Here is a 22,882-nt window from a genome sequence, read left to right as displayed (position 1 = left end):
CGGCAGCGATGGTGGATCCATACCGCTTCCACCGCTGGAAAGGACAGGCCGAGGCCGTGTTCGTCGCCTGGAGAGATCTGAAGTTCGCCAAGGGACGCTTTGCCCTGATGGGGACCGTCATCGTGTTGATCACCCTGCTGGTCGGGCTGCTGTCCGGGTTGACGGCCGGACTGGGCCAGCAGAACGTCTCGGCCATCACCGGCCTGCCCGCCGACAGGATCGCCTTCCAGGCACCCGGCGACGGCCAGAGTGTGTCGTACTCCAACTCCACGGTCACCGAGAAGCAGTGGCAGCAGTGGGCCGAGGCCCCCGGAGTCACCGGCGCCGAGCCGCTGGGCATCACCACCACCAAGGCCACCGCCGGGGACAGAAGCGCCGGGGTCTCCGCCTTCGGCGTCCGGCCCGGCTCCCGCCTGGCCCCCGACAGCGACCGGATCGACGGGCGCTCGGCAGTGCTGTCCACCAAGGCCGCCGCCGACCTCGGCGTGCAGGCCGGTGACTCGATCACGCTGGCCGCGCAGCAACTCACGGTGGCTGCAGTACGGGGCGACGCCTCCTTCAGCCACACCCCTGTGGTGTGGACCAGCTTGGACGCCTGGCAGCGGATCGCGCCTCCCACCGGCACCGGTGGCGGCGGCCCGACGGCAACCGTCGTCGCCCTGACCACCACCTCGGGGGCCGATCTGGCGGCCATCGACCGGCAGACGGGCACCGAGACGGTCTCCGTCGACGACTCGCTGTCCGCGATCGGCTCCTACACCTCCGAGAACGGCTCCCTACAGCTGATGCGCGGCTTCCTGTTCGCCATCTCCGCCCTGGTCATCGGCGCCTTCTTCACCGTCTGGACCATCCAGCGCAGCGGCGACGTCGCCGTGCTGAAGGCACTCGGCGCCTCCACCGCCAACCTTCTCAAGGACGCCCTCGGACAGGCCGTCGTCCTGCTCACCGGCGGCACCCTGCTCGGCACCGGCATCGCCGCCGCCCTCGGCGCCCTCGTCGCCGGGTCCGCGGTGCCGTTCCTCCTGACCCCGGTGACCGTCCTGCTCCCCGCGGCCGTGATCGTCATTCTCGGCGCGCTCGGAGCCGCTCTGTCCATCCGCCGCATCACCTCCGTCGACCCGCTGACCGCCCTGGGGAGCGCCCGATGAGCCTGAACCTGACCGACGTCACCCTCACCTACCCCGACGGCGAGGGCCGCCTGACCGCCCTCGACCGCGTCACCCTGGACGTACCCAAGGGCAGCCTGACCGCCGTGATCGGCCCTTCCGGCTCCGGCAAGTCCAGCCTCCTCGCGGTCGCCGCCACCCTCATCACCCCCGACTCCGGCACCGTCACCGTCGACGGCACCCCCACCACCGGCATGATCAGGAGCGAACTCGCCGACCTGCGCCGCCGCAGGATCGGCATCGTCTTCCAGCAGCCCAACCTGCTGCCCTCCCTCACCGCCGCCGAGCAGCTCCAGGTCATGGCCCACATCGACGGCCGCCCGCCGGCCACGGCCCGCACCCGCGCCATGGAACTCCTCGACGCGGTCGGCCTCGCCGGCCAGGCCGACCGCCGGCCCCACCAGCTCTCCGGCGGCCAGCGCCAGCGCGTCAACATCGCCCGCGCCCTGATGAACGACCCCACCGTGCTGCTCGTCGACGAACCCACCAGCGCCCTCGACCACGAACGCGGCGCCGCCGTCATCGACCTGATCACCCGCCTCACCCACCAGCAGGCCACCGCCACCGTCCTGGTCACCCACGACCGCACGCTCCTCACCGCCGCCGACCAGGTCGCCGAGGTCCACGACGGCCGCCTCCACCTTCCGGCACCGGCCCGCTGAAGCGGCGCGACCCACGAGCTGTCCGGCCCGCAGCAGCAACCCGGCGTACGCCGGGACGCCGGCCCGTCCCCGGCCGGCGGGAACGCGGTCGCGGCCGACGGAATGTGAGACCGCCGACTCCGCCGCTCGTCACGGCACGTGTGCGGCTCCTGGCGCATTGACACCGGGGCTACGGCCACATAAGACTGTCGCGACAACTGAATCACCGCGTGTACGTGCGGGGGAAGACCGGTCGAAATCCGGCGCTGGCCCGCAACGGTAGGCCGTCCAGTGAACTCTGGCGGCGAGCCCGAATACCCGTCGTACGCGTGAATCCGCTCCCCACCCGTCGTGGCCCACGGGTCGGAGTCCCGACCGACCCGGCGTTGCCGCATCGGCCGGGCTTTCGACGACCGCCGGGCCGGAAAGGCGCTTCCGATGGTCGTCCGCCGAAGCCGGCACCGCCTGCTCGCGCTCCTCTGCGGCGTGCTCGCCGCCCTCATCCTCACCACACCGGCCGTCGCCGCACCCGAGCGCGCCGCCCTCACCCGCCCCGAGGCCGCCGCCGGCTGGCTCGCCCGGCAACTGGTCGACGGGGAACGCTTCGAGGCGGTCTTCGACGGCGTCGCCTACCCCGACCAGGGGCTGACCCTCGACGCCGTGTTCGTCTTCGCCGCAGCGGGCGCCGCCGACGACTACAGCGCCGACGCGCTGGCCTGGGTCACCCGGCCGGACGTCCGCGACGGATACGTCGGCGACGGCGTCGCCGAGGCGTACGCGGGCGCGACAGCCAAGCTCGCCCTCGCCGTGCAGGTGCGCGGCGGCGACCCGGCCGACGTCGGCGGGGTCGACCTGATCGCCCGGCTGCGCTCGCTCCAGACGCCGGCCGGCCGGTTCAGCGACCGGTCCGCGTACGGCGACTACAGCAACGCGTTCAGCCAGTCCTTCGCGCTGCTGGCGCTGGACCGCACAGCGGCCGGGGCGCCACCGGCGGCGGCCGCCTGGCTGGCCGGCACCCGATGCCCGGACGGCGGCTACCCGCTGCTGCCCGCGCAACCGGTCTGCGTGTCCGACGTGGACGCGACCGCGCTCGCGACGCAGGCGCTGCGCGCCGCGGGGCGTCCGGCCGACGCCGCCGCCGGGCTGCGCTGGCTCGTGTCCGTCCAAGGTGCCGACGGCGGCTTCGCCAACGCCGCCGGCACGCCGAACGCCAACAGCACCGGCCTCGCCGCGCAGGCCCTGCGCGACGGCAGCCGGCCCCTGGCCTGGGCGCGCGCCCGGGCGTTCCTCGCCGGACTCCAGGTCGGCTGCGCCGGGGCACCGGCGGACCGGGGCGCTGTCGACTTCGACGGCGGCGGCTTCGACCCGGCCACCGCACCGCGGGCCACCGCCCAGGCCGTCCTCGGTCTCACCGGGACCGGGTACGCCCGCCTGTCCGCCGCCGGTGCCGACCCCGGCGCGCCGGCGCTCGCCTGCCCGTGAACCCCCTCGCCGCTCACCCGATCACAGGAGGACCCGTGTTCCGTCACCGTTCCACAGTCCGCACCTGGCTGGCCGGCCTGCTGGCCGCCGCCGTGGCGGGCGTCGCGCTGACCGCCGCCGAACCCGCGCCCCGGGCCGCGCACGCCGCCGCCTGCGTCGGCACCTCGGGAGTCACAGTGGTCGTCGACTTCGCCGCGCTCGGCGGCGGCGTCCAGGTCGGATGTGCCCCGGGTGACCCGGCCACCGGCCTGGCCGCGCTGCAGGCCGCCGGCTTCACAGTCACCGGCACCGCCCGCTGGGGCCTGGCCTTCGTCTGCCGGATCAACGGCAAGCCCACCGCCGCGACCGAGCCGTGCGTCAACACCCCGCCGGTCACGGCGTACTGGTCGTACTGGCACGCCCCCAGCGGCGGCTCCTGGTCCTACAGCACGTCCGGGGCGACCAGCTACAACCCCGCGCCGGGCAGTGTCGAGGGCTGGTCCTTCGGGGCCGGCGCCCCGCCGAGCATCGCCGCTCCCTAGGTGTGACCAGCGGCGCACCGGGTGCCGGCCGCTGCTCTGGCGTCGTCGCGCGCCCGGGCGGTACGGTGTCGGCACCCGGTGCGCCGGGCACACAACTGCATACGTCCCGTGTGGGGGGAAGCCGGTTCGAAGCCGGCGCTGACCCGCAACCGTGAGCGAGAGTGCCTTCTCGCGAGCCGGAATGCCCCGCCCGGGACGAGCGGCTTCCACTGTCGAGGTCTACAGGGTGAAGTCCGGGCCGCCGAGGTCCGACCACCCCCGCTCACCGCAGCACGCGGAGCGGGGTGTCCGTTTCTCGGGGTGCTTTCCGGAGGTTTCACCGACCGCTCTGCGAAAGGCACCCCTGATGCCCCTGTCCCGGCGTCTCACCACCGGTCTCGGTATAGCCACGGTCACGACCCTCGCCGCGATCACCGGCGCCCCTCTGACCGTTGTCGCGGCACCCGCCCCGGCCCACGTCACAGCCGCCCGCGACGCCGCGGCCTGGCTGGCCGGCGAGTTCACCGACGGTACGCTGCCCGGCCCGTTCACCCCCGAGGACTGGGGGCTGACCATCGACGGCCTGGTCGCACTGTCCGCCACCGGCGTGGACGCGCCCACCCGGCAGGCGGCAACCGCGCAGGCCGCCAAGCACGTGCGCTCCTACAACAGCTACGACGACTGGGGCATCGAGGGCTTCACCGACGGCGGGGCCACCGCGAAACTGCTCTACGCCGCCTCCGCCGCCGGCGCCGACCCCACCGACTTCGGCGGCTACGACCTGCGGGCGGAAACCCTGTCGCTGATCGCCGGCGCCGACGCCGGGCACCAGCGGGGACGGATCACCAGCCGCACCACCGCCGACAGCGGCCCGGACGCCAGCAACACCTTCGACCAGTCGTTCGCCGTGCTCGGCCTGGCCCGCAGCGGCGACCTACCGCAGGAAACTGTGGACTTCCTGCTCCGGCAGCAGTGCGCGGCCGGTGGCTTCCGGCTCTACCCGGACACCGCCGACGGGCCGTCCTCCTCCTGCGACGAGCAGCCCGGCGCCACCCTCGATGTCGACTCGACCGCGATGGCCGTGCAGGCGTTGCTGGCCGCCGCCGAGGACGGCGCCACCGGTGCCGGCGACGCCGCGCGCAAGGGCGCCGACTGGCTGGTGGCCCAGCAGCACGCCGACGGCTCCTTCGGCGGTTCGGGACCGACCACCGGTGCGAACTCCAACAGCACCGGCCTGGCCGGGCAGGCCCTCGCCGCCGCCGGACGCGACGACGCCGCCGCCCGGGCCGCGAAGGCCCTGGCCGCGCTGCAGCTCACCGCGGGCGACGGCGGGGCCGCCTCGGCCGACGCCGGCGCGATCGCCTACAACACCGACGGACTCACGGCGGCCACGGCGGGCGGGATCACCGACACCGACCGTGACCAGTGGCGCCGCGCCACCGCGCAGGCCCTGCTCGGGCTGGCCCAGGTTCCGCTGGGCCGGATCGGCCTCGGCACGCCGCCCACATCGACTCCCACCCCGACCGGCACGGCCTCGCCCACCGCGCCCGCCACGCCCACCGCGTCTCCCACGCTCACCACGTCGCCTCCGCCGACCGGCACCGCCGGCCCGACGCCGAGCGTGACCAGCCCTCCGGCGACACCCGCGCCCACGACCGCGGCGCCGACCACCGCCGCTCCGCCGATCACGACCCCGGCCGCGTCAGGGCTGGGCGGGCTGCCGACCACCGGCGCGGCGATCGGCAGCTATCTGCTGATCGCGCTGCTGCTGATCGGTGGCGGAGTGACACTGCTCGTGCTCGGCCGACGGCGGGCGGGATGAGCCTCCGTGCCGCCCGCGGCGCGCTGGTCGTCGCCCTGGTCACCGCAGGCACAACGATCGGACCGGGCAGTCCTGCGGTGGCCGCCGGGTCGGCCGGCTACTGCCCGGACGCCTCCGGGGTCACAGTCGTGGTGGACTTCAACGAACTCGGCGGCGGAACGGTGGTGCGCTGCGCGCCGGGCACCCAGGCCACCGGCCTCGCGGCGCTCAAGAACGCGGGCTTCCCGATCACCGGCACGCTGCGCTGGGGCGAGGGGTTCATCTGCCGGATCGACGGCAAGCCGTCGGCCGCGACGGAGAAGTGCGTCGACACGCCGCCTGCGAGCGCGTACTGGTCGTACTGGCACGCGCCGAACGGCGGCAGCTGGACGTACAGCGACAAGGGTGTGCTCAACCGCAAGCCGGCGGCCGGCAGCTTCGAGGGCTGGTCGTTCTCGCTCAACCGCAACGCCAACGACGCGCCTCGTCCCGGCGTCGCGCCGAAACGACCCGCGCCGCCGCCCTCTCCGCCACCGGCCCCTCCGCCGCCGCCACCCGCGGGCGGCGGGCCGGCGGCGCCACCACCGGCGGGCGGAACCGTCGTGGCGCCGCCGGTCGGCGGTGGCCGGCCCGGTGAGCCCACCCGGCCGACCGGCACCGCCGGCCCGCCGGCCTCCGTCAGCCCGCCGACCTCCGCCGGCACGTCACCGACGGCCGGTACGCCGACCCTGGCGGCGACGCCGGGTGCTGACAACAGCACGGCACCGCAGGGCTCCTCCGACGAGCCCGTGGTGACCGATGTCGCCGCGTCCCGTGACGACGACGGCCTGCCACTGGGCACGATCGCCGGGGTGCTGCTGCTCGCCGTGCTCGCCACCGGCGCGCTGGTCGCGGCCCGTCGGCGGCGTGCCACCGGCCCGGATGACTGACGCCGCGGTCACCGGGTCGCCGGCCGCTGACGCCGGTCGTCTGCCGGGCCGGTGGTCGGTGTGGTGGCTGCCCCGAGGGCTGCATCCGGGCGCGTGGTGGCTGTGGGCGCTCGGCTTGGCGACCGCGGCCAGCCACACCACGAATCCACTGCCCCTGGCACTGCTCGTCGCCGTCGCCGGGCTGGTGGTGGTGCGCCGTCGTGGCGACGCGCCGTGGGCTCTGGCGTTCCGCATGTACGTCTGGCTCGGTGTGGTGATCGTCGCGATGCGGGTGGTGTTCCGGATCGTGTTCGGCGGCGGCCAGGGCGAGCACATCCTGGTCCGGTTGCCGGAGATCCCGCTGCCCGCGTGGGCGGCGGGCATCCGCCTGTTCGGACCGGTCGCCGTCGAGCAGATCCTCGGCGGCTTCTACGACGGGCTGCGGCTGGCGACGATGCTGATCTGCCTCGGTGCGGCGAACGCCCTGGCCAACCCGAAGCGGCAGCTCAAGGCCGTACCCGGAGCGCTGTACGCGGTCGGTACCGCCGTCGTGGTCGCGTTGTCGGTCGCCCCGCAACTGGTGGAGAGCGTGCTCCGGGTCCGCCGGGCCCGTCGGCTGCGTGGCGCGACCGGGCGGGGGATGCGGGCGTTGCGCGGGATCGCCCTGCCGGTGCTGGCCGACGCGCTGGACCGGTCCCTGGCCCTCGCGGCGGCGATGGACTCCCGTGGTTACGGCCGCACCGCTTCGGTGGCCGCCGGGCAGCGGACCGTCACCGGCGGGCTCGTCCTCGGCGGGCTGGTCGGCGTCTGCGCCGGCACCTACGGGCTGCTCGACAGCGCCGGACCCGGCTACCTGGGGCTGCCGATGCTTCTGGCCGGACTGGCGGCCGCCGTGACCGGCATGCTGCTGGCCGGTCGCCGGGTCCGCCGCAGCCGCTACCGGCCGGACCGCTGGCACCCGGCCGAGCTGATCGTGGCCGGCTGCGGGGTGGCCGCCGCGGCGCTGACCATGCTCGCCGGCTCGGGGGACCCGGAACTGCTCTACCCGCCGGTCAGCCCGCTCACCTGGCCGCAACTGACCCCGCTGATGCTTCTCGCCGTCGGCGTCGCCGCGGCGCCGGCCTGGCTGGCACCACCACCGCCCGTGGTGCGGGTCCATCGCCCGCCGGCGGTGGACCCGCCCGTCCCCGTGCCGAAGACACCGGCGGACGGAGAACGCGTCGCGACGACACAGTCACCGGGAGATCGCCGATGATCACTTTCGACCGGGTCACCGTCCACTACGCCGAGGGCGGCCCGCCGCCGCTGCGGGACGTGACACTGCACATCGACGAGGGTGAACTCTGCCTGGTCGCCGGCCGTACCGGCGCCGGAAAGTCGACGCTGCTGCGGGCAATCAACGGCCTCGTCCCGCACTTCACCGGCGGCACCCTGCACGGCACCGTCACCGTCGACGGCCGGGACACCCGTACGCACCCGCCGCGTGACCTCGCCGACGTCGTCGGCGTGGTCGGCCAGGACCCGCTGGCCGGCTTCGTCACCGACACCGTCGAGGAGGAACTGGCGTACGGGATGGAGCAGCTCGCCCTGCCGCCGGCGGTGATGCGCAAGCGGGTGGAGGAGACCCTGGACCTGCTCGGCATCGCCGACCTGCGGGACCGGCCCCTGCGGACGCTGTCCGGCGGACAGCAGCAGCGGGTCGCCATCGGCGCGGTGCTCACCGCGCACCCCCGGGTGCTGGTGCTCGACGAACCCACCTCCGCGCTGGACCCCACCGCGGCGGAGGACGTGCTCGCCACGGTCACCCGTCTGGTCCACGACCTCGGGGTGACCGTGGTCCTGGCCGAGCACCGGCTGGAGCGCGTGCTCCAGTACGCCGACCGGCTGCTGTACCTGCCCGGCGACGGCCACGTGCACGACGGCACGCCCGCGACGGCGCTGGCCCACGTCGACATCGCGCCACCCCTGATCGAGTTGGGTCGCCTCGCCGGCTGGACACCGCTGCCGCTGTCGGTCCGCGACGCCCGCCGACGGGCGTCCGACCTGCGGCACCGGCTCGCCGACGCGGAGCCGCCGCCGGCCCCGGTGGTCGCGGACAACCGCCCCACGCTGACCGCGCGGAAGATCGTCGTACGGTACCCGGGGACCGTCGCGGTGGCCGGCGTCGACCTCGATCTGCGAGCCGGCGAGATCGTCGCGTTGATGGGCCGCAACGGATCCGGCAAGTCCAGCCTGCTCTGGGCGGTGCAGGGCAGCGGGCCCCGCCACGGCGGCACCGTCGCCGTGACCGGTCCGGAGGGCACGGCCGACCCGAAGGCACTGCGTGCCGGTCAGGCCCGCCGCCAAGTCGGCCTCGTCCCGCAGAACTCCGGCGACCTGCTCTACCTGGAGACCGTCGACGCGGAGTGCGCCCAGGCCGACCGGGAGACCGACGTGCCGGCCGGCACCTGCCGGGCACTGTTGGACCAGCTCGTCCCCGGCCTGCCCGGTGACCGGCACCCCCGGGACCTGTCCGAGGGACAGCGGCTCGCCCTCGCGCTCGCCGTGCAGCTCACCGCCGCTCCGCCGGTGGTCCTGCTGGACGAGCCGACCCGCGGCCTGGACTACCACGCCAAGCGGCAGTTCACCGCCGTCGTCCGGATGCTGGCCGGCGACGGCCGGGCCGTGGTGGTCGCCACCCACGACGTCGAACTCGTCGCGACCCTCGCCGACCGGGTGGTGGTGATGGCCGAGGGGGAGACGGTCTCCGACGGCACCACCGCCGAGGTCATGCTCGCCTCCCCGGCGTTCGCGCCGCAGGTGGCCAAGGTCCTGGCCCCCGCACCCTGGCTGACAGTGGAACAGGTCGCCGCCGCGATCAGCGCGACCGGGGGACCGGCATGAGCGTGCTGCGAGTCGCCCCGCGTTCCGCAGTGGTGCTGACTCTCGCCTCGGCCGCCGCGCTGGCCACGTTCACCTGGCCCTTCTTCGTCCCCGCGAACCCGGAGAGCACCGCCCGAACCGCCGAGGCGCCGCTGGTCTTCCTCGTCATGCTGCCGGTGCTCGTGGCGCTCACCCTCGCCGAACTCACCTCCGGCGGCATCGACAGCAAAGCCCTCGCGATGCTCGGCGTACTCGCTGCCGTCAACGCCGCCCTGCGGCCCCTGGGCGCGGGAACCGCGGGCATCGAGACGGTGTTCTTCCTGCTCGTCCTCGCCGGCCGGGTCTTCGGACCCGGGTTCGGATTCCTGCTCGGCGCCACGTCGCTGTTCGCGTCCGCACTGCTCACCGCGGGCGTCGGACCGTGGCTGCCGTTCCAGATGCTCTGCGCCTCCTGGATCGGCCTCGGCGCCGGCCTGCTCCCGGCCCGGCTGCGCGGGCGGGCCGAGACCGCCGTCCTGGCTGGCTACGGCGTGCTCGCCGCCTACGGCTACGGCCTGCTGATGAACCTGTGGTTCTGGCCGTTCAGCGTCGGCGCGGACACCCAGCTGTCGTACGTCGCCGGTGCGCCCGTACTGGAGAACCTGCACCGCCTCGCCCTGTTCACCGCCGTCACCTCCACCTTCGGCTGGGACACCGGCCGGGCGATCACCACAGCCGTGGCGATCGTCCTCGCCGGTCCAGCCGTCCTGGCGGCGCTGCGCCGCGCCGCCCGGCGGGCCGCGTTCGGCGCTCCGGTCACCTTCGCCGCGCCCGAATCTGCCACGCCCGGGGCGGATGGTGAGCAGGTGACCATGCCCGGCATCAAGCCGACATCCTCGCAGGCGGCGGAGGAGGTCAGCTCATCGCAGACCCCGCGACCGCCCGTCAGATGATCGGTGACGCGTTTCGCTACCGGGCAACGCTGCCGCCCGAATGAACGACGGGTGGGCGCATGTCAGCGACGCCCCCGGCAGGTTGGCCTGACCGTGCGCTTCGGCGCACTGTTCCCGATCCTGGGCCGGCATTCACCGGGCGCGGTCGGTGTACGCCTTGCGTTGTTCCGCGGCCAGGATGGCGGCGCTGACCTCGTTCACGAATGCCCGGACCTCGTCGAACCGGCCGGGATCGGTGTCGTGGCCGGAGTCGTACCACCAGTCGCGCGCCCACACGATCAGGTCCGCCCATCGCGGGAGGGCGGCGGCGGTCTGCTCGGCGGCCTGCCGCTTGGACAGTTGCCGGCCGTTGCGCAGCCGCTGGAAGGCCCGGCAGAGCGTGAGCACCGCGTACGACTGGGCTCCGGGTGGGGTCATCGCGAGCACCCAGGCCGGCCAGTCGCGGACGTGGTCGAGCAGAGCCGCGCGGACCAGGCCGGGGTCGACGGCGGGCAGCAGCTCGCCGGCCGGCGGTCCCAGCAGCGTACGGCCGTGGTCGCGCACGGCGACCCAGGTCACGACGCGGTGAGTGGTGGCGGGCAGCAGGTGCAGCGACTCGCCGGGGCTGATCCGGGCGATCAGGTGGCCCCGGCCGCCGACGGCGCGCACCGCGTCCAGTGACACGTATTCCACCTCGATCCGGCCCGCCCACTGCGGATGCCGCCGGTCGAGATCCGCGTGCAGGCCGGCGAGTACGTCGAGGAGCTTCTCGTCCGGGTCGCCGGCGAGGACCGCGAGCAGGTCCAGGTCGCTGCGGCCCAGATCGAAGTCGCCTGCCACCAGTGAGCCGTGCAGGTACAGGCCCAGAAGGCGGTCGGCCAGCGCCTCGCGCCACGCCTCGCGAAGGTCGGAGAGAACCATGTCGGGTGAAGCCACTGGGTGATCCTGCGCGGCCGGTTGCCGGGCGGCCACCGATTAAGCCGCCCCGGACATCGCCGGCAGCATGCCAACGACCCCGGTCGACCCCGGCATCAACCACCTGGTTGACCGCCGCACCCACCGGGCTGTGCGGCGGCTCTCGCCGCGCGGTCGATTCGGCGTACGGGTGCCGGGCGGCACGCTTCTGCCATGGCAATCATCGAGGTGGACGGCCTCGTCAAGCGCTACGGCGAGCACACCGCTGTGGACGGCGTCAGCTTCGCCGTCGAGCAGGGCGAGATCTTCGGCATCCTGGGCCCGAACGGGGCCGGCAAGACCACGACAGTCGAGTGCGTCGAAGGGCTGCGCGTCCCGGACGGCGGCACCGTCCGGGTCTGCGGCATCGACCCGCAACGTGACACCGGGGAGCTGCGGCACCTGCTCGGCGCGCAGCTCCAGGCGAGCGAGCTGCCCGACAAGCTCACAGTCGGCGAGGCGATGGAGCTGTACAGCTCCTTCTACCGCCGGCCGGCCGACTGGCGTGCGCTGATCGACACGCTGGGTCTCACCGAAAAGCTCGGCACGCAGTTCCGGCGGCTCTCCGGCGGGCAGAAGCAGCGGCTGTCGATCGCGCTCGCGCTGGTCGGCGACCCGGAGGTGGCGGTGCTCGACGAGCTGACCACCGGCCTCGACCCGCAGGCGCGGCGCGACACGTGGGATCTGATCGAGGGCGTCCGCGATCGGGGTGTGACGGTGCTGCTGGTCACGCACTTCATGGAGGAGGCGGAACGGCTCTGCGACCGGCTGGCGGTGATCGACGCCGGTCGCCTGGTCGCGCTCGACTCCCCGGCCGGGCTCGTGGCGCGCGTCGACGACCGGCAGCGAATCCGGTTCCGGCCCTCCGCGCCGCTTGATCACGCCCTGCTGACCGCGCTGCCGGAGGTCACGTCCGTCGAGCGGGCCGGCAGCCAGCTCGTCGTGACCGGTACGGGAGACCTGCTGCTCGCCGTGACCACTGTGCTCGCCCGCCATCAGGTGGTCGCGGCCGATCTGCGGGTCGAGCAGACCTCACTGGACGACGCGTTCGTCGCGCTCACCGGCCGCCCGATCGACGCCTGAGGAGACATCATGTCCGCGCTGTACCGGCTCACCGCCACCGAGACCAGACTGTTCTTCCGCGAGCCGATCATCGTCTTCTTCGCGCTCGGTTTCCCGCCGCTCCTGCTCGTCATCTTCGGTGCGATCCCCGCGTTCCGGGAGCCCGACGCCGGCCTCGGCGGGCTGCGGACCATCGACCTGTACGTGCCGATCATCGTCGCGCTGAGCATCGCCATGTTCGCGCTGAACAGCCTGTGCCAACTGCTCGCCACCTACCGGGAGAAGGGTGTGCTGCGCCGGATGCGGACCACGCCGGTCAAGCCGGCGGCGATGCTCGGCGCGCAGTTGCTGATGTCCACTGCGATGTCCGTGGTGACGATGCTCGTCGCGCTCGCCATCGGCCGGTTGGCGTTCGGCGTACGGCTGCCCCGGCAGGTGCCGGCGTACCTGACGAGTTACGTGCTGGCGGCCGTGACGATGTTCGCGATCGGTCTGCTCGTCGCCGCGCTCGCGCCCGGCGGCAAGAGTGCCGGGGCGGTCGGGACCGTACTCTTCTTTCCGGTCGTGTTCTTCGCCGGTCTCTGGCTCCCGCGCGACAGCATGCCCGGCGTGCTGCGGGCGATCAGCGACTTCACCCCGCTCGGCGCGGGCGTGCAATCATTGCAGGACGCCACCGCCGGTCAGTGGCCGCAGGTGCTGCACGTGGCCGTGATGCTGGGGTGGACGATCGTGGCTGGCGGGCTGGCCGCGCGGTACTTCCGCTGGGAGTAGGTCGTGAGTATCGAGGCCGAGCTACGTGCGGAGTTCGACCGCTGGGAACGCAAGGAGACGGTGTTCTTCTCCGTCCTGCCGTACTTCCTCCTGTCGGTCTGCGCGCTCATCACGCTGGTGCTGCCGTTCTGGGACGTGTCGCTGAACCTGCCGCTGGTGCTCGGGCTCACGCTCGTGATCGCCCTCTGGGTGGGCTGGTTCCATGGCCACCCGCAGTGGCAGGAGAGCGGCCCGTTGACGGGCCTCTACTACGTGGGGCTGATCGTGCTGGGCGCGAGCGTGGTGACGCTCGCTCCCTGGTACGGCATCTTCACCTTCATCGGGTACGTCCACGCGTTCCTGTTCCTGAAGGGCCGCTGGCGGTACGCGGGGGTCGCCGCCACGGCGATGATCCAGGCCGCGTCCTCCACCGGTGGCCTGTCCGGCGCGACGCTGAACGAGTGGCTCGTGCTGTCCCTGGTCATGATCGTGCTGGCCGGGGCGTTCTTCCGCTTCGCCGAGCTGGACGACCGGCGCAACCACAGGCAGAAGCGGGCGCTCGCCGAGCTGCACGAGGCGAACGTCAAGCTGGAGGCGGCGCTGGCGGAGAACGCCGGGCTGCACGCCCAGCTGCTCGTGCAGGCCCGCGAGGCGGGCGTGCAGGACGAGCGGCAGCGGATGGCCCGGGAGATCCACGACACCCTCGCCCAGGGGCTCGCCGGCATCCTCACCCAGCTCCAGGCCGCCGAGCAGACGGCCGACCGGGACGAGGCGTGGCGCCGGCACGTGGACAACGCGAAGAACCTGGCCCGCGACAGCCTCACCGAGGCCCGCCGTACGGTGCACGCCGTGCAGCCCGAGGTGCTCGCCGAGGCCCGGCTGCCGGAGGCGATCAGCGACGTGACCCGGCGCTGGTCGCAGGTGCACCACATCGACGCGGTGCTGACCACCACCGGCGATCCGCGCCCGATGCACGCCGATGTCGAGGTGACACTGCTGCGGGCCGCGCAGGAGGCACTCGCCAACGTCGCCAAGCATGCCCGGGCCAGCCGGGTCGGGCTGACGCTGTCGTACATGGAGGACCTGGTGACGCTCGACGTACGCGACGACGGGGTGGGTTTCGAGCCCGGCGCCAGGCGCGCCGACGGCGCCGGGGGTTTCGGGCTCACCGGCATGCGGCAGCGGGTGCAGCGCCTCGCCGGGCGGCTGGAGATCGAGTCGGAGCCGGGCGGCGGTACGGCGATCTCGGCCACGGTGCCGGCCATCCCCGCCGGAGCGGGCCGGTGATCTCGCTGCTGATCGTCGACGACCACCCGGTCGTACGCAACGGGCTGCGCGGCATGTTCAGCGCCGACCCGCGTTTCGAGGTGCTGGGCGAGGCGGGTGACGGTGCGGAGGCGATCGTCGCGGGGGAGGCGCTCCGGCCCGACGTGATCCTCATGGACCTGCGTATGCCGCGCGTCGACGGCGTCTGCGCCATCCGGGAGCTGGCGAGACGGGGAGTGCCCGCCCGCGTTCTGGTGCTGACGACGTATGACACGGACAGCGACGTGCTCCCCGCCATCGAGGCGGGCGCCACCGGCTACCTGCTGAAGGACGCGCCGAGCGAGGAGCTGTTCCGCGCGGTGGAGGCGGCCGCGCAGGGGCAGGCGGCGCTGTCCCCGGCCGTCGCGACACGGCTCATGCGGCAGATGCGGCAACCGGCTTCCGAGCCGCTGTCGCAGCGGGAGCTGGAGGTCCTGGAGCTGGTCGCCCGGGGGTCGACGAACCGCGAGGCGGCGAGGCAGTTGTTCATCAGCGAGGCGACTGTCAAGACGCACCTGCTGCACGCGTACGCGAAACTCGGCGTCAACGACCGCGCGGCGGCCGTCGCGGCAGCGTTCTCCCGCGGCTACCTGACGCCGGAGCGGTGAGGGCGGCGGCGGCCGGTCAGTTCCAGAAGCTGCTGGTGTTCGTGCCCCACGGCGACGAGTCGAGGCGGCTGTCGACCTGGTGTGAACTGCGGCCGCCGTCGAGCAGGCCGGCGTCCCGGGTGAACCGCGGCATCAGCGCCTGCGCCGCGGGGGTGCCGAAGAGCGCCACCGCGAGGCCGACCTCGGCCGGTTCCAGATCGGCTCGTTCGAGGAGGTCGCCGTGTCGTGCCCGGGCGGCAGCCAGGGCTCGCGTTCCGGCGACGGTACGGAGGGGCAGCGACCACACGGCGACTCCCACGAGAATCACGACGGCCACCAGTCCCTGGGTCACGCCGACCGTTCCCGCCGCCACCAGCTTCACGAGCAACGCCGGGGGCAGCACCACCAGCAGGATCGGCAGCAGCACCCGTCGGCCGGGCGTCCGGGCGAGACCTCGCGCAGCCAGGCTCCGTCGCACGTCGCGGAGCGCTCGATGGACGCGCTTCTGCCGGGCCAGTTCCCCGGGGCCGACGGATCCGTAGAGGGCGGCGTACAGCGCCCGCTCCAGCGGTTCGGCCTCCGGCGGAAGCGACCCGGTCCGGCGGACCCGGCCGGCTCCTGCCGCCAGGACCCCGCGCGCGTTCAGCATGGCCAGCGCCGCGACCACCGCTGCCCGGTCACCGCCCTGCAGCAAGCCGATCTCGGTGGCCGCAAGTGTCTCCGCGTCGCCCATGCGTTCAGGATCCGGGGTACGCGCAACCGCGTCCGCCGGTCGCGCCTACGTGCTCGGCGGGTTGCGGTGCCGCTCGGCGAGGCCCGACGCGACCTGCCGCTGCGCGTCGTGCCGGTGCTGGTCGGCGCGGGCCTGGTGAACCGCAGCCGAGTCCTCGTCCGACGGGCGCCTCGTCCGGTCGCGCCGGGCGACGAAGACGACGAGCGCCAGCGCCAGCACCAGCATCATCGCGAGTGACACCACCATCGTTCTCATGCCGTCGACGCTACGGCGTACGCGCCAGCCTCGGCGTGGTGACGGTCAGGGGGCTGCTCCGTCCGCCGCCGGATGGCAAGCTCACGTGTCGTGGTCGACGACTTCGCGAAGAGCGGTGGGGACGCGGTACGAGATCCGGACCTCGCGGAGGTCCGCCGGTGAGGGCGGTCATCGTCGCGGCCGCTGTCGCGTTCGTCATCTCCCTGTTCGGCACGCCGGTGGCGGTTCGCGTCTTCACCGCGCTGAAGGCCGGTCAGCCGATCCGGTCCATCGGGCTCGCCAGCAACGAGCACAAGGTGGGCACGCCCACGATGGGCGGCGTCGTCTTCATCGTGGCGACGGTCCTCGCGTACGTCGCCGGGCACCTCGCCCTGACCACCCTGCCCGAACGGCAGATCGCGCAGGAGGGGCCCACCATGACGGCCCTGGTGCTGCTCGGGCTGTTCGTCTTCTGCGGCGCGGTCGGCTTCTTCGACGACATCCTCAAGGTGCGCCGGCGCAACTCCGACGGGCTGTCGGCCAAGGGCAAGCTGCTCGGCCAGGCGCTCGTCGGCGGCGGGTTCGGCGTGGCCGCGCTGTACGTGCCCAGTACCAACGGCCAGACCGTGGCCAGCGAGCACATCTCGCTCATCCGCGACATCAGCTGGCTGGACGTCGGCAAGGTCGGCGCGGTCATGGTCTTCATCTTCGTGATCACGGCGATGTCGAACGGGGTGAACCTCACCGACGGCCTCGACGGCCTCGCCACCGGCGCGTCGATCCTGGTGCTCGGCGCGTACTCGCTGATCGGCTTCTGGCAGTACCGGCACTGGTGCGCAGACGACGGGTACGCGCGCGTGAACGAGTACTGCTATCAGGTCCGCGATCCCCTGGAGATCGCCATGATCGCGGCAGCCGCGGCCGGCGCCTGCGTGGGCTTCCTGTGGTGGAACACGTCCCCGGCGCGGATCTTCATGGGTGACGTGGGCGCGCTCGGGCTGGGCGGCCTGATCGGCGGGCTCGCGGTGGTGACCCGTACGACGCTGCTCTCGATCCTGATCGGCGGGCTCTTCGTCATCATCACCACGACCTGGGTGATCCAGATCGTCTCGTACCGGACCACCGGACGACGCGTCTTCCGGATGGTGCCGTTGCACCACCACTTCGAGCTGGCCGGGTGGAGCGAGTCGACAATCGTGGTCCGGTTCTGGATCGTGGCCGGCGTCTGCGTCGCGGCCGGCCTGGGCCTGTTCTACTCGGACTTCCTGGCGACTGTGGGATAGCGGCAGAGCGACAGGAGACGCCGGCTCAGGCGGGCCGCTGCCTGGTGCCGTCGTCACGGAGGTGGTCCAGCTCGGCGAGGTACATCTCCTGCAGGCGGCCGTGGTGCCGGACCAGCAGCCCGACCTCCTCGGCGCTGTAGCCCTCGACGAGCCGTTCCGCCCGCTCGGCGAAACGCTCGTACGGTCGCTCCAGGTCGGCGATCCGCTCCGGTCGCATGGTGACGACGACCCGCCGCCGGTCGGCCGGGTCGCGTTCGGCCGTCACGTAGCCGGCCTGCTGGAGCCGGCGGACCATACTGGTGACCGCGCCGGTGGTGAGGTTGGTCCGCTCGGCGATCTGTCCCGCCGTGGCGGATCCGACGTCCGCCAGGAAGTCCAGGCACTCCAGGTCGCTCACGGCGAGGCCGAGCCGTTCCGCGATGGCGTACCGGAGCACGGTGGACAGCCGCGACGTCTCCCGCCCGGCGCGCATGAGGTCGGCGATCGCGGAGGCGCGGGCCGGATCGTGGGACATGCGGGCAATCATGCCTCCGGCACGGTGACCCGGTGCAGCCGAGGTAGCACGCGGGTCAGCACCCAGTGCGGTGCCGCGGCGCCTCCGGTGAGGCGGCGCATCAGCCTGGCGGCGTCGTCGACGGCGTGGAAGGCGTACGGCACCATCTCGTCCTGGTAGCCGGCGATCGCCTCTTCCACGGACGTGCCGTTTCTCCGGGCCTCGACCAGCCTGTGGCCGAGCAGGGCGGCGTCGCGCAGCGCGGTGTTGCCGCCGTGGGCGCCGAACGGCGGCATGACGTGTACGGCGTCGCCCATCATCGTCGCCCGGGGCACCGCCCACCGGTGCGGCCGCCGGCCGGTGGCGAAAAGGTTGAGCACCGTGGCGTCCAGCTCGGCCGTGTCGACGAGCCGCCGGACGAGCGGGTGGAAGTCGATGCTCATCCGGGACGCCACGTGCCACAGCGCCCGCAGGTCGCCGCGTACGCCGGGAGGCAGTTCGTCCCGCCGGAGCAGCAGCGCCCACATGACGTAGTCGTCGCCGGTGGGGGCGTAGCTGCCCGGCGCGAGGCGTGTGAACGCCTCCCGTGGGCTCTCGCCGAACCGCATGGAGGTGAAGAAGAAGGCGCTGCCCGGCCGGTCGGCGATGGCAAGGACCCCGCTGGTGCGCAGTGCGTCCGGGATGACGCTCGCGCCGTCGCGCCACAGCGGCGACCGGCCGTAGATGCCCGCCATCGGGGTGTCCGCGGGGTCGGCGTCCGGCATGAGCTGCGCGCGTAGCGCCGAACCGACGCCGTCGGCGCCCACCACGACTGTGGCCGCGGCGGCGCTGCCGTCGGAGAACCGCAGCCGCAGCCCGGCCGGGCCGCCGCTGTCCACGGCGACGGCGGCCTTGCCGTAGTGGATGCGCCCGTCCAGCCCGGACTGGAGGATCGACCGCAGCGTCAGGCGGTCCACCTGACGGGTCTCGTGCGGATCGTCCTTGAAGGTGATCGTGAAGGCGTCCCGCAGCCGTCGGTCGGTGAAGCGCAGGTGCCCGCCGGGCTCGTCGCCGGTGGTCAGCGCCAGGCGGTACAGCGGGCGGGGCAGGCTCTCGCGCAACGCCGCCAGCCCGTACCGGTCGAGGATGATCCGGTAGCCCTGCCGCCGGACGAAGGGGCCGGGGTCCCGCTCGTAGACGTGCACGTCGACGCCGGCACGCGTCAGGTACTGGGCGAGACAGAGGCCGGAGAGGCCGGCGCCGGCGATCGCCACGGAGAAGTCGGTCGATGCGCTCATCCGATTACCTTAACCATTAAGGTAATTTGAGCAAGGGGCACAGTGAACAGTCACCTTGGACGGATACTCAAGGTGGTTGTATATTCGGCGGCATGGGATCTGCTTCGCGTCCCGCGCTACGGGAACCGTCGTACTTCGTCCTCGCCGCCCTGCTCGGCGGGCCGCTCCACGGTTACGCCGTGATCAAGCGGGTGACCGAGCTGTCCGACGGGCGGGTGACCCTCGCCGCCGGATCGCTGTACTCGGTGATCGACCGGCTGCTCGGCGAGGGACTCGTCACCGCCGACGGGGAGGAGATCGTCAACGGGCGTGCCCGTCGCTACTACCGGCTCACCGACGAGGGTTGTCGCGTACTCACCGAAGAGGCCGACCGGCTCGCCCAGGCCGCGCGGGTGGTCATGGACCGCCTGCCACGCCGGGTCACATCGCAGGCAAGCGCCCTTCAACCTTCTACCGCGAGGATCAGACCAGCATGAGTTCCGATGTTCTGGAGAAGCGTTACCGCCTGCTGCTGCGGGCCTACCCGGCCGGCTACCGCCGCGAACGCGCCGACGAGCTGATCGACACGTTGATCGGCGACGAACCGACCGACCGTCGCTGGCCCAGCCTCCGAGAGGCGGCCTCGCTCGTCCGGGGCGCCCTGCGGGTGCACGGCGGCAGCACCGCGCCCCGGCCCGCCGCCGTGCTGTTCTGGCAGGGCATCCACCTCGGCGCCCTGGCGGCGCTGGCGCTGGGTGTGCTCATCGGCCTGGACGACATCGTCGAGGCGTTCCAGTACGGCGGACTCTCGGACCCCCTGACCGTCCTGCGGAATCAGGGCGTCCACGAGGTCGTGCTGATCGCGGCGCTGGTGGCGCTCGTCGCGGGCCGTACCCGCACCGCCGCCGTCCTGGCGGTCGCCGCGGCCGTGGTGCCGACCGCGATCTCCCAGTACCTGTTCCTCAACGGCCTGCCGCAGTGGTGGGCGCCGGTCGTCGCCGCGCCCCTGATCGTGCTGGGCCTGCGGCGTCCGGCTGACGTGCCGCCGGCGCCCCGGGCCAACGCCGTCCTGGTCACCGCCGGCGTCCTCGCCCTGCACCTGATCCCCGCGGGCGGCCTCCGCATGGTCGACGCGGCCCCGCGGATCGTCGCCGCCGCCATGGTGGTCGCCGGCGTGGCCGCCTTCCTGTGGGTGGCGACCGCCGACCAGCGGCTGCTGATCGCGGTCGTCCCCACCCTGCTGCTGGGCACGCTGCACCAGCTGGACAACGCCGGGCTGACGGGGGAACTGCTGCGCCGGCCCGATGCACTGCCGTCGCTGGTCGTCGCGGTCCTCATGGCTGTCGTCGCGGTCGTGTCGACGCGGCAGCGGCAGCGCACCCGCGCCTGACCAACAAGCGGGCGGTCCGGTCATGACCGGCGTCAGCTGATGCGCGATTCGCCGGAGCGGGCAGGCCGCCGGCGCGGTAGGTCAACGTGTACGCGAATTCCTGCGCCACGAAGTAGCCGGTGGCCGCGGTGATCGCCAATACCACCAGCAGCCCCAGAAGGAGACTCAACGCCCACACGGGGCCATGCTCCTGATCAGGGTGGCGCCGGGTGAATCAGGCCCGTAGCGGCGGTTCAATGGTCTCGGACGTTGGCCGTCGCCCATCGGGTCGCGCTCCTCCTCGTGTCAGCAGGGAGCGCAGAAACCTGACAATTCGCTCCCGACCGATCTCTGGCCCTCGTCGTGACCTCCCGTATCGGTGCCCGGGTGACCTCGGCGCGAGGTCACCCGGGCACCGCGGGCTATGCCGTGGGCCTGGCTTCGTGCAGGATCCGGGCCAGCTCGACCGGTCGGCTCAGCATCGGCCAGTGCCAGGTCGGCAGTTCCGCGTACCGCCACGAATCGCCGGCCATGTGCCGGCACAGCGGCACGGTGGCGGCCATCTCGCGTGCCTGCTCGGCGGTGAAGCTCGACAGCACACCGAGGCGGGGGAGCTTCTCCCACGCCCCGGTGAGCCGTACCGGGGTGGTGGCAGTCGCCCACGGCTGGGCCGCCGACCGCTCATCGAGCAACGCGACGACCGACTCATCGACGTCTGCCGCGCTCGCCAGCTCGGCCCACGGCGGGGGTGGCAGCCGCCAGCCGTCGCCGTGTTCGGCGACCACCGCCGCGTTGCGTTCACGCTCCTGGGGCGGGCTGAAATCGGCGTTCGCCGCGCCGTCGGGTAGCGGGCCGGTGTCGACGAAGACCAGTTGGGCGATGCGGTCGGTCATGCGGTCGGCAACGGCTGTCGTCACGACCGCGCCGGCGTAGCTGTGCCCGACGAGGACCACGTCGTGCAGGTCCTCGTAGCGCAGCAGGTTGACCACGTCCGTGACGTGGACGTCGAGGTCGGTGTCCGGGCGGGCCAGGTGGGCGCGCTCGCCCAGGCCGGTCAGGCTCAGCGGGTACACCTCGTGGCCGTGCCCGCGCAGGGCGGCGGTGACCGGGCGCCAGGCCCATGCGCCGAGCCAGAACCCGGGAATCAGTACGAAGGTCGTCATGCCTGACACGCTACGATCAATACCGGACAGGTTCCGCCCGGATGAGGAGTGGGGATTTGACCCGGCCGACCGCGCGCGTACTGGCGTTGCTGGAGATCCTCCAGGCCGGTGGCGGCTTCACCGTCGCCGACCTGGCCGGTCGGCTGGGCGTCGACGAGCGCACCGTCCGCCGATACGCCGCGCACCTCGCCGACCTGGGCATCCCGGTCGAGGCCCGGCGCGGCCGCTACGGCGGGTACCGGCTCGCCCCCGGATACAAGCTGCCGCCACTCATGCTCACCGACGAGGAGGCGGTCGCCGTCATGCTCGGGCTCGTCGCCGCCGGCCGGGCCGGGCTGGTCACCGCCGAAGGCGCGGCCGCCGAGAGCGCGACCGCGAAGATCCGCCGGGTGCTGCCGGCCGTTCTCGCCCGGCGGATCGATTCGCTGCTGGAGACCGTGGACTTCACCGCACGGGTACGGAAGTCCGCCCCGCCCGGCATCGAGGTGCTGCTGGTGCTCGCCGAAGCGGCCCGGCATCAGCAACCGGTGAGCATCACCTACACCACGTGGCGCGGCCAGTCCGGCGAGCGCCGGCTCGACCCGTACGGGCTGGTATTCCACGCCGGCCGGTGGTACGTCACCGGCCACGACCACAACCGCCGGGCCGTACGGACGTTCCGGCTCGACCGCATCGGGACGGCCCGCCCCACCCCGGGCAGGTTCGACATTCCGGCCGGCTTCGATCCCACGGCGCAGGTACTCACCGGTCTGGCAGCCGTGCCGTACGCACACGACATCTCCGTGGTACTGCACACCAGCCTGGAGCAGGCCCAGCGACGGATCCCGCTCTCGGTCGGCACGCTCACCGAGGTTCCCGGCGGAGTGCGCCTCACCGCCCGGGCCGAACGGCTCGACGGCGCGGCACAGATGCTCGCCGGACTCGGCTGGTCGTTCACGATCGACCGACCGGAGAAACTCAAGGACGAGGTACGGGCCCTGGCTGCCCGACTGCTCGCCGACGCCGACGCCGACGCTCGGTAGAGGTGGTCAGACCCACCACGCGAGGTTGGCGGTCACGTGGGCCACCGGCTCGATGATCTCCCACGCCTCGGCGATCAGCCCGTCGTCGATCCGCCAGATGTCGACGACCGCGATCTCCGGTCCTGCGTCGGGAAGCCAGCGCCGCGAGTACATCACGACGTGATCGCCGTCGGCCAGCACCTGATGGATCTCGACCTGCATGCCGGCAAGCGGTACCAGCGCGGCGCGGACGGCGGCGAGCCACTCCACCTTGGTCGATGTGGTTGCACCCGGCCTGTGGTGGACGAAGTCATCACTAAGGAAGGGGGCGAGCGCATCGACGTCGCCCGTCTCGATCAGTCCTGCCAGCGCCCGTTGGACGATGCTCTGGTTCTCCATGGTCATGGATGCAGTGTTTGCG

At 73.0% G+C, this 22,882-nt stretch carries 23 protein-coding genes, 1 pseudogene and 2 riboswitches; of the genes and pseudogenes, 17 read left to right on the top strand and 7 right to left on the bottom strand.

The annotated features are described in order from the left end of the window. The first annotated feature begins 107 nt into the window (after nucleotides 1–107). The 9 genes from EAD96_RS04275 to EAD96_RS04235 all read left to right on the top strand — a co-directional run bounded on the left by EAD96_RS04275 (nucleotide 108) and on the right by EAD96_RS04235 (nucleotide 10,292). Nucleotides 108–1,148 carry an ABC transporter permease gene (locus EAD96_RS04275; protein WP_233585429.1) on the top strand — a complete coding sequence of 347 codons (1,041 nt, stop codon included), beginning with the start codon at nucleotides 108–110 and terminating at the stop codon, nucleotides 1,146–1,148. Continuing rightward, complete coding sequence (locus EAD96_RS04270; protein ID WP_121683350.1) at nucleotides 1,145–1,828, top strand: ABC transporter ATP-binding protein; 684 nt, start codon at nucleotides 1,145–1,147, stop codon at nucleotides 1,826–1,828. The genes EAD96_RS04275 and EAD96_RS04270 overlap by 4 nt, the downstream gene beginning before the upstream one ends. Before the next feature lie 174 nt (nucleotides 1,829–2,002). Further along, a riboswitch (cobalamin riboswitch) is annotated at nucleotides 2,003–2,148 on the top strand. A 97-nt stretch (nucleotides 2,149–2,245) separates the two neighbouring features. After that, a complete protein-coding gene (locus EAD96_RS04265) occupies nucleotides 2,246–3,289 on the top strand; it encodes a peptidase (RefSeq protein WP_121683349.1) in 1,044 nt (347 codons plus the stop codon). 35 nt (nucleotides 3,290–3,324) lie between these two features. Further along, a complete protein-coding gene (locus tag EAD96_RS04260) occupies nucleotides 3,325–3,810 on the top strand; it encodes a hypothetical protein (protein ID WP_121683348.1) in 486 nt (161 codons plus the stop codon). Nucleotides 3,811–3,878: 68 nt separating this feature from the next. Next, a riboswitch (cobalamin riboswitch) is annotated at nucleotides 3,879–4,019 on the top strand. 137 nt (nucleotides 4,020–4,156) lie between these two features. Then, the gene (locus EAD96_RS04255) at nucleotides 4,157–5,611 is read left to right on the top strand and encodes a prenyltransferase/squalene oxidase repeat-containing protein (protein WP_121683347.1); all 1,455 of its coding nucleotides are present in this window, start codon (nucleotides 4,157–4,159) and stop codon (nucleotides 5,609–5,611) included. Next, the gene (locus EAD96_RS04250; protein WP_121683346.1) at nucleotides 5,608–6,519 is read left to right on the top strand and encodes a hypothetical protein; all 912 of its coding nucleotides are present in this window, start codon (nucleotides 5,608–5,610) and stop codon (nucleotides 6,517–6,519) included. The genes EAD96_RS04255 and EAD96_RS04250 overlap by 4 nt, the downstream gene beginning before the upstream one ends. After that, nucleotides 6,512–7,753, top strand: coding sequence for a CbiQ family ECF transporter T component (locus EAD96_RS04245; RefSeq protein ID WP_121683388.1), 1,242 nt, complete (start codon nucleotides 6,512–6,514; stop codon nucleotides 7,751–7,753). Before EAD96_RS04250 ends, EAD96_RS04245 begins: the two co-directional genes overlap by 8 nt. Next, nucleotides 7,750–9,381 carry an ABC transporter ATP-binding protein gene (locus EAD96_RS04240; RefSeq protein WP_121683345.1) on the top strand — a complete coding sequence of 544 codons (1,632 nt, stop codon included), beginning with the start codon at nucleotides 7,750–7,752 and terminating at the stop codon, nucleotides 9,379–9,381. The genes EAD96_RS04245 and EAD96_RS04240 overlap by 4 nt, the downstream gene beginning before the upstream one ends. Then, nucleotides 9,378–10,292, top strand: a complete 915-nt coding sequence (locus EAD96_RS04235) for an ECF transporter S component (protein WP_121683344.1) — start codon at nucleotides 9,378–9,380, stop codon at nucleotides 10,290–10,292. Before EAD96_RS04240 ends, EAD96_RS04235 begins: the two co-directional genes overlap by 4 nt. A gap of 132 nt (nucleotides 10,293–10,424) precedes the next feature. Here the strand turns inward: EAD96_RS04235 and EAD96_RS04230 are convergent, their stop codons facing one another. After that, nucleotides 10,425–11,207: an aminoglycoside adenylyltransferase domain-containing protein gene (locus EAD96_RS04230; RefSeq protein ID WP_121683343.1), complete on the bottom strand. Its 783-nt coding sequence runs from the start codon at nucleotides 11,205–11,207 to the stop codon at nucleotides 10,425–10,427. 192 nt (nucleotides 11,208–11,399) lie between these two features. Between EAD96_RS04230 and EAD96_RS04225 the strand changes: the two genes are divergently transcribed. From EAD96_RS04225 to EAD96_RS04210, 4 genes are read left to right on the top strand one after another with little or no spacing between them, the layout of a single operon-like run. Beyond that, nucleotides 11,400–12,308, top strand: coding sequence for an ABC transporter ATP-binding protein (locus EAD96_RS04225; protein WP_121683342.1), 909 nt, complete (start codon nucleotides 11,400–11,402; stop codon nucleotides 12,306–12,308). A gap of 9 nt (nucleotides 12,309–12,317) precedes the next feature. Then, on the top strand, nucleotides 12,318–13,058 hold the full coding sequence (locus EAD96_RS04220; RefSeq protein ID WP_121683341.1) for an ABC transporter permease: 741 nt from the start codon (nucleotides 12,318–12,320) through the stop codon (nucleotides 13,056–13,058). A gap of 3 nt (nucleotides 13,059–13,061) precedes the next feature. Then, a complete protein-coding gene (locus EAD96_RS04215) occupies nucleotides 13,062–14,324 on the top strand; it encodes a sensor histidine kinase (RefSeq protein WP_121683340.1) in 1,263 nt (420 codons plus the stop codon). Beyond that, the gene (locus EAD96_RS04210; RefSeq protein WP_120570867.1) at nucleotides 14,321–14,950 is read left to right on the top strand and encodes a response regulator transcription factor; all 630 of its coding nucleotides are present in this window, start codon (nucleotides 14,321–14,323) and stop codon (nucleotides 14,948–14,950) included. The genes EAD96_RS04215 and EAD96_RS04210 overlap by 4 nt, the downstream gene beginning before the upstream one ends. A gap of 16 nt (nucleotides 14,951–14,966) precedes the next feature. On the opposite strand, the pseudogene EAD96_RS04205 reads toward EAD96_RS04210, so the two are convergent. After that, nucleotides 14,967–15,671 (bottom strand): annotated as a pseudogene (locus tag EAD96_RS04205) (TIGR04222 domain-containing membrane protein); the annotation flags it as partial. Nucleotides 15,672–15,707: 36 nt separating this feature from the next. Continuing rightward, a complete protein-coding gene (locus EAD96_RS04200; protein WP_120570865.1) occupies nucleotides 15,708–15,917 on the bottom strand; it encodes a hypothetical protein in 210 nt (69 codons plus the stop codon). Nucleotides 15,918–16,075: 158 nt separating this feature from the next. Between EAD96_RS04200 and mraY the strand changes: the two genes are divergently transcribed. After that, the gene (gene mraY / locus EAD96_RS04195; RefSeq protein ID WP_121683339.1) at nucleotides 16,076–17,179 is read left to right on the top strand and encodes a phospho-N-acetylmuramoyl-pentapeptide-transferase; all 1,104 of its coding nucleotides are present in this window, start codon (nucleotides 16,076–16,078) and stop codon (nucleotides 17,177–17,179) included. A gap of 25 nt (nucleotides 17,180–17,204) precedes the next feature. Here the strand turns inward: mraY and EAD96_RS04190 are convergent, their stop codons facing one another. Next, nucleotides 17,205–17,693 (bottom strand): MarR family transcriptional regulator, encoded by a 489-nt coding sequence (locus EAD96_RS04190; protein ID WP_233585427.1) that lies wholly within the window; start codon nucleotides 17,691–17,693, stop codon nucleotides 17,205–17,207. Between the two features lie 8 nt (nucleotides 17,694–17,701). Then, a complete protein-coding gene (locus tag EAD96_RS04185) occupies nucleotides 17,702–18,949 on the bottom strand; it encodes an NAD(P)/FAD-dependent oxidoreductase (protein WP_121683338.1) in 1,248 nt (415 codons plus the stop codon). Between the two features lie 92 nt (nucleotides 18,950–19,041). On the opposite strand from EAD96_RS04185, the gene EAD96_RS04180 reads away from it, so the two are divergent. Together EAD96_RS04180 and EAD96_RS04175 are read left to right on the top strand one after the other, a co-directional pair. After that, a complete protein-coding gene (locus tag EAD96_RS04180; RefSeq protein WP_121683337.1) occupies nucleotides 19,042–19,425 on the top strand; it encodes a PadR family transcriptional regulator in 384 nt (127 codons plus the stop codon). Next, nucleotides 19,422–20,318 carry a hypothetical protein gene (locus EAD96_RS04175; protein WP_121683336.1) on the top strand — a complete coding sequence of 299 codons (897 nt, stop codon included), beginning with the start codon at nucleotides 19,422–19,424 and terminating at the stop codon, nucleotides 20,316–20,318. Before EAD96_RS04180 ends, EAD96_RS04175 begins: the two co-directional genes overlap by 4 nt. 401 nt (nucleotides 20,319–20,719) lie before the next feature. Here the strand turns inward: EAD96_RS04175 and EAD96_RS04165 are convergent, their stop codons facing one another. Further along, nucleotides 20,720–21,460, bottom strand: coding sequence for an alpha/beta fold hydrolase (locus tag EAD96_RS04165; protein ID WP_121683334.1), 741 nt, complete (start codon nucleotides 21,458–21,460; stop codon nucleotides 20,720–20,722). 56 nt (nucleotides 21,461–21,516) lie between these two features. Here EAD96_RS04165 and EAD96_RS04160 point away from each other — a divergent pair, with 56 nt between their 5' ends. After that, a complete protein-coding gene (locus EAD96_RS04160) occupies nucleotides 21,517–22,482 on the top strand; it encodes a YafY family protein (protein WP_121683333.1) in 966 nt (321 codons plus the stop codon). Between the two features lie 6 nt (nucleotides 22,483–22,488). On the opposite strand, the gene EAD96_RS04155 is transcribed toward EAD96_RS04160, so the two are convergent. Continuing rightward, the gene (locus EAD96_RS04155; protein WP_121683332.1) at nucleotides 22,489–22,866 is read right to left on the bottom strand and encodes a nuclear transport factor 2 family protein; all 378 of its coding nucleotides are present in this window, start codon (nucleotides 22,864–22,866) and stop codon (nucleotides 22,489–22,491) included. Nucleotides 22,867–22,882 lie beyond the last annotated feature (16 nt).

Source organism: Micromonospora sp. BL1, from assembly GCF_003667485.1.
Taxonomy (GTDB): Bacteria; Actinomycetota; Actinomycetes; order Mycobacteriales; family Micromonosporaceae; genus Micromonospora; species Micromonospora tulbaghiae.
Note: the sequence above shows the minus strand (reverse complement) of the source record. Positions and strands in the feature narration are given on the sequence as shown.